Raw genomic sequence first — 10,516 nt, forward strand, 5'->3', positions numbered from 1 at the left:
TGTCTCGATGCAGATCGCAGGCAGGCCTGAGGCCACCAGCCCGGCGTAGAGCCACTGCGAGAGCGGGCCCGCCTCCAGGCCGAGCCGTGCGACGGAAACACCTGCCCGACAAAGGCAGGCTGCGATCGCGGCCGGATCGGTGTCTACTTTCGTCTCGCAGACAACCTGGCCAGCGCCGTCGAGGACGCACAGGCTCGTCTGGTCCAGAGAGACGTCGAGGCCAACATAGTGCTGGTTCATCCTGGAAGCCTTTCGGGTGAGTGGAGCAGTCCGGAGAGGTTGCCCGCCTCCAGACCGATTACGCCATCTCCCACGGGCTGCCCGGTGCAATGTCGGCGGTTTTGGCATCGACGGCCACGATCCAGCCTTGCACCGTCCTGGCCACGGACTCGAGCGCTTGTCAGAACGAATATGCGCGGGCACACCGCGCAGGATGAACGGGTCGGACAGGTTCATCCAGAACGAGGTCCGCAGCTTCAGCGTCGGACCGCCTGGTGCGTCGCGCGGCAGTTACCCTCAGGCCGGCCTTGCCGGAACGCGCCCTGCTCTGCCACGCGTTAGGCGGCGCCACCGCCGCCCGGATTGCCGGCTCAGGTCGTCGAGCAGCGTATAGACCACCGGCACGACCACCAGGCTCAGCAGCGTCGAGGTGACCAAGCCGCCGATCACCACCAGCGCCATCGGCGCACGGAACTCGCCATCGGCGCCGATGCCGCTGGCGATATGCGCCATGCCCGCGACCATGGCGACCGTCGTCATGACGATGGGCCGCGCCCGCTTGCGCGCTGCCTCGAACAGCGCCTCGCCGCGCTCCATCCCGCCACGCCGGGCCTCGATCACATATTCAACCAGCAGGATGCTGTTCTTGGCGACGATGCCCATCAGCATCAGCACGCCGATCACCGCCGATACGCCCAGCGCCTTCTGCGCCAGCAGCAGGGCCAGCAGCGCCCCGCCGACCGACAACGGCAGCGCCGACATGATGGTCAGCGGCTGCAGGAAGCCGCCGAACAGCAGCACCAGGACCAGGTAGACTAGTAGCACGCCGGTACCGAGCGCGATGAGGAAGCCGCCGAACAGCTCGGCCATCACCTCCTTGTCGCCGGTCTCGCGCTCACGCACATCGGCCGGCAGGGCGCGCATGACCGGCAGCGCGGCGATCAGCGCCGACGCCTCGCCAAGCGGCATGCCATTCAACTCGGCCTCGACTGTCGCCTTGCGTACCCGGTCGAGCCTATCGATCTGTGCCGGACCGGCGCCATGGCGGATCTCGGCGACTGCGTCGAGCGGCACCGCGAGGTCGGCCCGGCCGCTGACCCGTAAGGCGCGCAGGGAATCGAGGTCGTCGCGTGCGGCCTCGTCCAGCATGACGCGGATGGGGATCTGCCGGTCCGGCAGGTTGAAGCGAGCCAGGCTCTGATCGACGTCGCCGATGGTGGCGATCCGCGCGGTGGCGCCGATCATGGCCGGCGAGACGCCAAGCTCCGCGGCACGGGCATCGCGTGGGACGATCTGCAGCTCCGGCCGTTCCAAGCTGGCGACCGATCGCGCGCCGGACAGGCCCGGGATGCCCCGCATCTGCCGCTCCAGGTCCCGCGCCGTGGCGGCGAGCCGCCCGGCATCGTCGCCCACCAGGGTGATCGAGGCCTTGGAGCCGCTCATGCCATCGGCGCCGAAGCGGATGCGGGCGCCGGCGATGGCCTCCAGCGCCGGGCGGACCGCGGCCTCGAATTGCTGCTGGCCCAGGGCGCGTTCGGCCCGCGGGCGGAGGGTGATCAGCAGGTTGGCATTGCGCGGGTCGCCCTGCATGGTCGTGCTGCCCATGCCGGGGCCGCCGACCATGCTGGCGGTGCCGAGCGAGGCGAACACCGAGACGACCTCGGGCCGTGCGCGCAAGATGGCGGTCGCCTGGCGCACCGCCGCGTCGGTTTCAGCGAGCGTCGCACCGGGCGACAATTCCAGCGCCAGGGCGGAACGACCGCGGTCGGCTGCGGGGATGAAGTCGGACGGGATGAGCGGCACCAGCGCCAGCGACAGGGCGAAGAAGCCGGTGGCGCCGGCCATCGTCGCCCAGCGATGCCGCAGGCACCAGCCGAGCAGCGCCAGGTAGCGGCGTCCGATCACGCCGCGGCCGACCTCCTCGTCGCGGGCGGTGCGGCCGGGCTTCAGCAGATGCGCGCCGAGCAGCGGCGTCAGCAGCCGCGCCACCAGCAGGGAGAAGGTGACCGCGGCCGCGACCGTCAGGCCGAACTGGCGGAAGAACTGGCCCGGGATGCCCGGCATGAACATCACCGGCACGAAGACTGCGAGGATCGCCCCGGTCGTCGCCATCACCGCCAAGCCGATCTCGGCCGAGGCATCCATCGCCGCGCGCCAAGCGCCGAGTTGCGGCTTGGTCCGCACGTGGCGGACGATGTTCTCGATCTCGACGATGGCGTCGTCCACCAGCACGCCGATCACCAGGGTCAGCGCCAGCAACACGATGTTGTTGAGCGCGTAGCCCAGCCAGTCCAGCACCAGGAAGGTCGGGATGAGCGAGAGCGGCATGGCGATGCAGGACACCAGCGTCGCCCGCCAGTCCCTGAGAAACAGCCAGACCACCAGCACCGCCAGCGCGGTGCCGACCAGCAGCGCCTCGATCGCAGCGTAGTAGCCGGCCTCGACGAAGGCGACGGTCGAGGTTACCTTGTGGATCTCGACCCCCGGATGCTCGTTCTCGAGCCGCGCGGCGCGCGCCGCCACGCCTTTTGCAACCTTTACCTCCGAGGACCCGCGGGTCCGCAGCACCTCGAAGGCCACGACCGGCTTGCCGTCCAGCCGCGCCGCGGTGCGGACCTCGGCGGTCGCATCGCTCACCGTGGCCAGGTCGCCAAGCCGGGCGGTGCGGCCGCCGGGCAGGACGATGGGACGCGCGGCCAACGCCTCGACCGAGGCGGCCGATCCGAGCGTGCGGATGGTCTGCTCGCTGTCCCCCAGCGTGCCGCGACCGCCCGGCAGGTTCAGGTTGGCGTCGCGCAATTGCTGGTTGACCTGCACCGCGGTGATGCCGAGGGCAAGCAGCCGATCGGGCTTCAGTGCGACGCGGATTTCTCGCTCGATACCGCCGATCCGGTTCACCTGGCCGACGCCCGGCACCGACAGCAGCGACTTGGCGATGCTGTCGGTGACTAGCCAGGACAGCTGTTCGGTCGTCATCGCGGGTGCTGCGACGGAATAGGTCAGGATGGCACCGCCGGTGATCTCGATCCGGCTGATGATCGGGTCGCGGATGGTGGCCGGCAGATCAGCGCGGATCTGCGCGACCTTGTCGCGCACGTCGTTGGTGGCGCGGTCGACATCCTTGCCGATTGCAAACTCGACCACGGTCAGCGACACGCCGTCCTGGACCGTGGAGGTGATGTGCTTGACGTCACCCAGGCCGGCGACCGCGTCCTCGACCCGCCGGGTGATTTGGGTCTCCATCTCGGACGGAGCGGCGCCGGGCTGTAGGATGGAGACGATGACCGCGGGCAGGTCGATGTCGGGCGTGTTGTTGATCCGTAGCCCGGGGAACGAGAACAACCCGCCTACGGTCAGCAGCAGGAACAGCACCGTGGTGGGGATCGGATTGCGGATCGCCCAGGCGGAGACGTTGCGGTAGCCGGGATCATCCCTGGGAATCGCCATGGCGTCTTTCCTCAACGGTCGCGCGCGACGTGGACGCGGTCGCCGTCGGACAGGAAGCCCGCACCGCCGGCCACGACGCGCTCGCCGGCGGCGAGTCCCTCCGTCACCTCGACCACGCCGTCGCGCCGTCCCCCGGTGCGGACGGCGCGCAGCGCCACGCGGGCCGTGCTGTCCGGCAGCACGAAGACGGCGGGCCGGCCCTCGCGGTACACCACGGCCTCCTGCGGCACCGTCAGCGCGGCTGTTGCCGCGGGAAAAATCTCGGCCTGGGCGAACATGCCGAGCTGCAGGCCGGACCCGGCGGGCAGCGCGATATGAACGATGCCGAGCCGGTTGTCGTTGGCGATGATCGGTGCAACCGCGCGCACCCGCGCCTCGATCTCGGTCGCACCATGCCGGACCCGGACCGGCTGGCCCGGCCGCACCGCGGCGAGGTCCAATTCCGGCACGCGGGCATCCAGTTCAAGCCGCCCGTCGCGGATCAGGCGCGCGACCTCCTGGCCCGGCTGGGCGACGGCACCGGGCAGGATGCTGCGCCGGGCGACGATGCCGGCATCGGGGGCCAGGATGCGGGTCTGCGCCAGCCGCGCCGTCGCCTCGTCGCGCCGGGCGCGGCTGGCAAGCAACTTCGCCTCCAACTGCCGGACCATCGATTGCCGCTGTTCCAAGGTCTGGCGCGCCACGCTCTCAGAACGAGCCAGCTCGGTGGAGCGCCGCAGGTCCGCTTGTGCCAGCGTGAGCACAGCCTCGGCCTCGGTGACGGCGGCTTCGGCCTGCGCTGCCTGGGAGGCGGGCAGCGCATCGTCCAGACGGGCCAGCAATTGGCCCTGCGCGACCCGGTCGCCTTCCTCGATCGGCACCTCGACGACGCGCAGGCCCGCCACCTCGATCCCGATGCTCATGTCCTGCCAAGCCACGACGGAGCCGTCGCCGATGATCGGCCGGGCAAACAGCCGCTCCGTCGCCGCAGCCAGCCGGACGGTGAGCGCGGCTGGCGGCTCCTGTGCCGGGACAACCGCTGGCGGGGCGGGTGGCGAGGCGAGTTGGTGCGACGCAAGCCAGCCAGCCAGTGCCAGCAGGACGGCCACACCCGCCAGCCATCCGACGCGCCGGCGGCGCAGTGCCGGGCCCCGTGCCAGCGCCAGTACGGCCGGGCCGGGGAAGCTGTCGTCGGACATCGATGCCTCTGTGGGGAACACCCTTGCTTACTGACCATGGGGTCAATAGATGCCGTCCCTATTTGTGCATCAGGCCTGACAGGTCAATGGATGCGGAGGCGAAAATGCCGGACATGGCCGCGACGATGACCAGGGACAGCGCTGGGAATCGCCAGCATGCGACGCCCGGTCCGGTGACGGAGCGGCGTCGCCGCCTGGCGCCCGCGGAACGCATGCCGCAGATCCTGGACGCGGCGCTCGAGGAGTTCGCGGAGCGCGGCTATGGCGGGGCCAGGATGGCGGCGGTGGCGGAGCGCGCCGGGATCGCCAAGGGGCTGATCTATCACTACGTCCCGTCGAAGCAGGCGTTGTTCAGCGCGACCGTCCGGGCCTGCACCCAGCCAGCCTTCGAGACGGCGGAGCGGCAGGTTGCCGACTGCACCGGATCGGCGCGCGACCTGCTCGCCGCACTTCTGGCGATCGCCTACGAGCGCGTCGCCGGTCATCCACGCGAGCGGGCCCTGTTCAAGTTGATCATCATCGAAGCGGAGCGCTTTCCCGAACTCGCAGCCTTCTACCGGGACGAGGTGCTGGCCAGGTCAGTCGCCATCGTGGACGCTGTCCTGCAGGCGGGCGTCGCATCGGGCGAGTTCCGCCCAGCGGTGGCGGGCATGCCCGGGCTTGGTGAGGTGGTGCTTGCCCCGGCGATCGTTGCTGGGGTCTGGCGAATGATTCTGGCGAAGGACGACGCCCCGAATCCGATGGCGATGCAGCTGGCGCATCTCAATCTGCTCCTCGGGGGTCTTTCGGCCGTCAAAGGGAACCTCGCCGGCGCGTAACCCTTTCCGCCCAGCGAGGGACCACTGGGCCATGCCCGCGAGGTACCGACGAACCGTTGCCAGACAGCCTGAAACTGTCCCGTTGCGCCCATTGTCAGAGGTAGCGTGGGCACTGACCGAAGCGGTGATCCCGCTCATCGCGCCCAGCGGAGGCTTGGTGAGCGCCAACGCCGCTCGATTATAAGCCTCCCCCTCCCCGCCCCCACTCAGAAAGCGAAATAAGAATGGTGGCGAGCGCGGGATCAGGGTGGCGGCTCATGTTGGCCGCGAACGGCCCGTCCGCGACCACCACGCATCGAGCCCCCATGGCGATGGCGAAAGCCACGTAAAGGGTGTCGTAAGTCGAATGGTTGACGGCCAGGCCGATGTCGAGGGCAACGTCGTGAAGGTCGAAGCCAGCAGTGTCGGTTGGCGGCACCAGGTCCCGGAGCAGTGCCAAGCCTTCTCTTGCCTCATCCGGCGTCCACACCCGCTTCCGTACCTGGAGCCAGCAAACATTCGTGGCCTCGTTAAGCCAGAAGTCCGGCACCAGGAGTTCCTCGTCGCTCTCTGCGAGTGCCTGGGCGAGATGGCTGTCCGGCTCATCGAGGACCCACTTCAAGGCGACGCTGGCATCGACAACCAACGTCACCTCAAGCGCCCGATCCATCGGTAAGGTCGTCTACCCTGCCCTGGCGGCTCTCCTCCAAAAGTTCGGTAACGGTAGCTGACCCGCGGCCAGCAGTCCGATGCCTGAACTCAGCCAAGCGATTTGCAGCGGTTGCCCGCGGTGACGGCTGTCGAATGCCAGTCAGAACTTCACGCAGGATTTCCCGGTGCTCGGCCTCGGCCGATCGACCGCGCTCGGCCGCCCTGACCCGGAGCGCCCGAACGACGCTATCGTCGAGGTTACGAACTGTTAGGGTAGCCACCGCGGCCTCCTATTCTGGATGCTATCAATGCCTACAAATAGATAGCGTTGCTGTCGATGGGAAGGCTACGGGAACGACCACGGTGAGGACTTTGACGGGAGCCCGTGACGAGATCGCGTAACCCGAGTCGCGGGCAGTTGGACCGCGAAGCGGTGTACCGCGCTCGGTTGTTGAGACACCTGAGTGAAGTCGATGCGGCGAGAGCCGCGGGTGAAAGCTGATCCTGGCGGACGGCGTCCGGTGTTCCGAAGCCGTGGCGCTCGATCAGCCATGTCGAGTTGTAGGTGCGCCTGAACTCGAGCAGGGCTTGGCGGAGCTGCTCGACGGTGTCGAAGGTCCAGACCCACAGCAGGTTCTCCTTCAGGGTACGGATGAAGCGTTCGGCGCATCCGTTCCCCTCAGGTGCCCGCACGAAGGCGGGCGAGCTCTCGATACCGAGGAACGTCAGCTCGCCCTGGAAGGCGTCGGACATGTACTGGCTGCCGTGGTCGTGGCGCAGCGAGAGTCCCGCCGCGATGCCCTTGGCGACGCCGCCGCAATGCTGGCGCACGCCCTGCCTTAGGGGCTCGAGGGCCTCGAAGCGGGTGCCGCGCCGGGCGGCATGGATGCCGACGCACCCGGCGCTGTGGTGATCGACGGCGACGAACACCGCCGCCTGGCCCTGGCCAGTCCAAGTGGTGGTCATGTCCGTGCCCCACATGATGTCCACCATGTCAGGGAGGATGGTGCCGTCGTGGTTGCGTGGCCCGCGCGGCCTGCCGACCCGGGACGGGGCGAGCAGGTCGTGCTCTCGCATCAGCCGCAGCACCCGGCGGCGGGAGGTCCGAACACCCTGCATGCGCAGCCTTGCCCAAACCTTGCGGTGCCCCTCGCCATGGAAGGGGCTTGCCGCGAGGACGGCCCGGATCGCCTCCAGCAGCGCCGCATCAGGCATCGGCCCGACCGGCCCAGATCGCCTGGGCGGCTCCGTCCGGGGTGGCAGACGGCGGCGGTAGACGGTGGCCCGGGCTGCCTGCCAGACCCGACACACCCGGGCCAGGCCATAGGGCCTGCCGCTGCTCGGCGAGACGGTCAGGCTCATGGCCGTGACCTCCGCCGAACCAAAGGGCGACCGCCCTCCAGGGCTGCGACCTTGGCCTCCAGCAGCTCCCGTTCGAGCAGCATCTCACCTAGCCGCGCCTTGAGCCGCTCGCTCTCCAGCGCCTCGCCGTCAGCAGGTCGCGTGGCCAAGCTCGCCTCACCACCCGCCAGGAAGGCGTCGCGCCAGCCGCTCATTGTTGCGGCCGTGACCCCCAGTGCCCGCGAGACCGTCTCCAGGTCCTCGCCGCGGAGCAGCCGCAACACCGCATCTCGCTTGCGCTGCCGCGACTTCCGACCACCCCGGCCAGGACCGGCCGCGTCCACTGTCTCTGTCGTCATCGTGCACCCCATCGGCGGATACCGTCCGCTTGCGGGATGTCTCAATCAACTGTGGGGCGGAGGAGGGTCGCCTGCGTCCTGCCGCGGCGGCGGATCCGGTTCGACCCAGATTACGGCAAGCCGACGGCAGCCTGAGCCAAAACCTATCCTTCGGTTCGACGACAGCCGACATCCTTCCGTTGCGACCTTCGGTCGGCAGAGCGCCGTGCGCAAGCGCGGTCCAGGAGGCCGCACAGCGTTCTAGACAGCGCGAGCACGGCGCTAAACGTGATAGATCGGGCAGGCTCCACTCGTTCCGTCAAACAATTCTACTGCCGACCGCCTGCCAGGCCCTTGAGTACGGGTAGGAAGTCCCATCAGGTGACGAACACATAACCCAGAGGCACCTAACCCCTGGCTAAGTATAACAATTCCGTTATAAGACCCTCCGGGAGCCGGAAGGGGTCGTGACCGCGCCTTGCTATACCCCCGCGACGTGCGGTGCAGGCCGGGGCCGGGTGGCCCCCTCTCAACCCTTCACCACCTTTGCCCAAGCCCGCATCGCCGCCCCGCACATGGATAGCGGCAGGGTCCGCCCCCATTGCCCATGGTGGGGAAAAGGCAGCGTGTCAGCGTCGCGGCCGGAGCGGCGGCACGGTGCATAGACCCGGCCAGCCGAATGGGTGGCGATGACCCACTCAAAACCCGGCGGCAGTAGGGTCCGCGCCGCCGCCTCATCGGTCGTGTAAGGCGGCGCTGGGCCGGATCGACCAATCGCCTGGTGTATGGTCCTGTTCGCAACGGCGCTGCCGGCTTTCACCACAGCCAGGCGGTCGGCGATACGGACCAAGCGGTCGAAGGGGCTCATCGCTTCGCTTTCGGGACCGCCCGCATATAGCGAGGCAACCGCCCCTCATTGAGCCAGAGATCGACCAGCGGCGTGATGGTTCCAGCTGCACCGAAGCTGTGATCATGGAGCAGATGCTCCGGCATCACCAGACGGCAGACATGTCCGCCCTTCAGGCAGTCGATGACCGCGCCGCGGTAGGCAGAGGACGGACCACCGAGCCGCCCCTCGGCGGCCGTCTCGGTGAGTTGGAGCCGGTCTGGCATTTAAAGAAATAGAGGGTGGATGGCACGCTAACCTTCGCTGCGCAGCGCCGTTCACCCCTGGTGAACTAGGGAGACCTTGCCGTGCGTCTCAAACCTAAACGCAGCCGGAAGACGGCCCGCAAGCGCATTCGCTATGCGCGCAGAGCCGCCAGCCTCCAGAAGGGAGGCTAGGACACACTCCGATCTGATGGAATTATCCGATCGGAGGTATTGGCTGGCCAAAACAACAAGCTGGAGCGGGTCCGTGAGCTAATGCGAGTGGAAACCGCGCTAGCACGCGTCAGTCGAAAGACTTAACCACCGGCGGGATATTGTTAAGTCGGAACAATCGGGAGAAGGCACGCCTAAGTCTCACTCAGCTGCAGACGGCTGACACAAGTTCTGAACAGGAACAGTTTCTACCAGCATCCCTTTTTCATTGCAGATGTCGACATGGAAGTTGGTCAGAGGCCTGTTGTCTCGTGGCCACGCAAAGGCAACTTCACTAATCAGCGTAGCAGCCTCAATCTTGGCATCGTCTAAGTTTTTGAAAAGGCGTCCTGTTGTATCTTCAATGCGAATGAATCCCGTATCGATATGAAGAAACATGCGCCACATATTTTGAGCCCCGCAACTTCATGCCGCCGCATCCTAAAACTACAGTGTTGTTTCAACAATATAGATGATCAGTAACGTTCATCCGTTGCCGCTCGGAGAAGCGCTTCAACCCGCGCTAGCTCCTATCTACAGAAGCAGGCGGATTACCCCGCTTGTCACAGCAATGGCCAACTCAGCAATGAGCACCAATGCTATAGCAGCGAGGATGATCCAGCCCATTCGTATGGCTCTACGGTACTGTAACTGAAGTGGTGGCGACAGGTCCATTGTCGAGAAGCGCGCTACCGCTTCAGCCGTTCCCTGCTGGTTGCGCGAAACATCACGTCCACCCCATGCGCATCATGAAGTCGATGGTCGCCCCTAGTAGGCGCCGCGGTGCCGAGGGACCACAGTTTGGGGCTAAGAACCCGTCCGTGAAGAACTCCTGCATTTTGAATGCGTTGCGGCAGGACATTGATGGAGACAGCGGAGCTTCTGCCATGTGGACGGCAGCGGACCGAGAGCGGTACGGACGCGAGGGGCTACGCTACCCGAGCGATCTGACAGATGCGGAGTGGGCGCTGATCGCGCCGCTGATCCGGCCCGGCAAGCGCGGCGGGCGCCGTCGTTCGGTGAACCTGCGCGAGGTGCTGAACGGCTTGCTGTATGTGCTGGAGACCGGCTGCCAGTGGCGTCACCTGCCACGCGACCTGCCGCCGCGGAGCACGGTGCACGGCTATCTGCAGCGCTGGGACTGGGACGGCACGCTGGAGGCCGTGCATCACCAGCTCTACGTCGCTTGTCGTGAACAGGCGGGCAAAGAGGCCAGTCCCACCGCGGCCATCCTTGACAGCAA

The 10,516-nt window shown here is 67.3% G+C and carries 9 protein-coding genes and 3 pseudogenes; 2 read left to right on the forward strand and 10 right to left on the reverse strand.

The genetic code is table 11. From position 1 onward, the window contains the following. From EP26_RS27540 to EP26_RS27550, 4 genes and pseudogenes are all read right to left on the reverse strand, one after another. Window positions 1–240: pseudogene (locus EP26_RS27540) on the reverse strand (IS110 family transposase); the annotation flags it as partial. A 67-nt stretch (window positions 241–307) separates the two neighbouring features. After that, a pseudogene (locus tag EP26_RS37850) lies at window positions 308–450 on the reverse strand (IS3 family transposase); the annotation flags it as partial. 66 nt (window positions 451–516) lie between these two features. Beyond that, complete coding sequence (locus EP26_RS27545) at window positions 517–3,666, reverse strand: efflux RND transporter permease subunit (protein WP_043343816.1); 3,150 nt, start codon at window positions 3,664–3,666, stop codon at window positions 517–519. Window positions 3,667–3,677: 11 nt separating this feature from the next. Next, window positions 3,678–4,844 (reverse strand): efflux RND transporter periplasmic adaptor subunit, encoded by a 1,167-nt coding sequence (locus EP26_RS27550; protein ID WP_052389766.1) that lies wholly within the window; start codon window positions 4,842–4,844, stop codon window positions 3,678–3,680. A gap of 104 nt (window positions 4,845–4,948) precedes the next feature. Between EP26_RS27550 and EP26_RS27555 the strand changes: the two genes are divergently transcribed. Then, window positions 4,949–5,662, forward strand: a complete 714-nt coding sequence (locus EP26_RS27555) for a TetR/AcrR family transcriptional regulator (protein ID WP_169747518.1) — start codon at window positions 4,949–4,951, stop codon at window positions 5,660–5,662. Window positions 5,663–5,840: 178 nt separating this feature from the next. Here the strand turns inward: EP26_RS27555 and EP26_RS32610 are convergent, their stop codons facing one another. The 6 genes and pseudogenes from EP26_RS32610 to EP26_RS35645 all read right to left on the reverse strand — a co-directional run bounded on the left by EP26_RS32610 (window position 5,841) and on the right by EP26_RS35645 (window position 9,672). Then, complete coding sequence (locus EP26_RS32610) at window positions 5,841–6,311, reverse strand: type II toxin-antitoxin system VapC family toxin (protein WP_052389768.1); 471 nt, start codon at window positions 6,309–6,311, stop codon at window positions 5,841–5,843. Continuing rightward, on the reverse strand, window positions 6,295–6,573 hold the full coding sequence (locus EP26_RS38770) for a FitA-like ribbon-helix-helix domain-containing protein (protein ID WP_084113063.1): 279 nt from the start codon (window positions 6,571–6,573) through the stop codon (window positions 6,295–6,297). Before EP26_RS38770 ends, EP26_RS32610 begins: the two co-directional genes overlap by 17 nt. A 193-nt stretch (window positions 6,574–6,766) precedes the next feature. Next, window positions 6,767–7,992 (reverse strand): annotated as a pseudogene (locus EP26_RS27565) (IS3 family transposase); the annotation flags it as partial. Between the two features lie 508 nt (window positions 7,993–8,500). Then, a complete protein-coding gene (locus EP26_RS35640; protein WP_157033859.1) occupies window positions 8,501–8,839 on the reverse strand; it encodes a hypothetical protein in 339 nt (112 codons plus the stop codon). Then, window positions 8,836–9,084 carry a hypothetical protein gene (locus EP26_RS27575; RefSeq protein WP_043343819.1) on the reverse strand — a complete coding sequence of 83 codons (249 nt, stop codon included), beginning with the start codon at window positions 9,082–9,084 and terminating at the stop codon, window positions 8,836–8,838. The genes EP26_RS35640 and EP26_RS27575 overlap by 4 nt, the downstream gene beginning before the upstream one ends. Window positions 9,085–9,435: 351 nt before the next feature. Beyond that, window positions 9,436–9,672 carry a DUF6894 family protein gene (locus EP26_RS35645; RefSeq protein WP_157033860.1) on the reverse strand — a complete coding sequence of 79 codons (237 nt, stop codon included), beginning with the start codon at window positions 9,670–9,672 and terminating at the stop codon, window positions 9,436–9,438. 488 nt (window positions 9,673–10,160) lie between these two features. Between EP26_RS35645 and EP26_RS27580 the strand changes: the two genes are divergently transcribed. Then, a partial coding sequence (locus EP26_RS27580; RefSeq protein ID WP_043343821.1) for a transposase occupies window positions 10,161–10,516 on the forward strand: 356 nt, incomplete at its 3' end.

It is taken from the genome of Belnapia moabensis DSM 16746, assembly GCF_000745835.1.
GTDB lineage: Bacteria > Pseudomonadota > Alphaproteobacteria > Acetobacterales > Acetobacteraceae > Belnapia > Belnapia moabensis.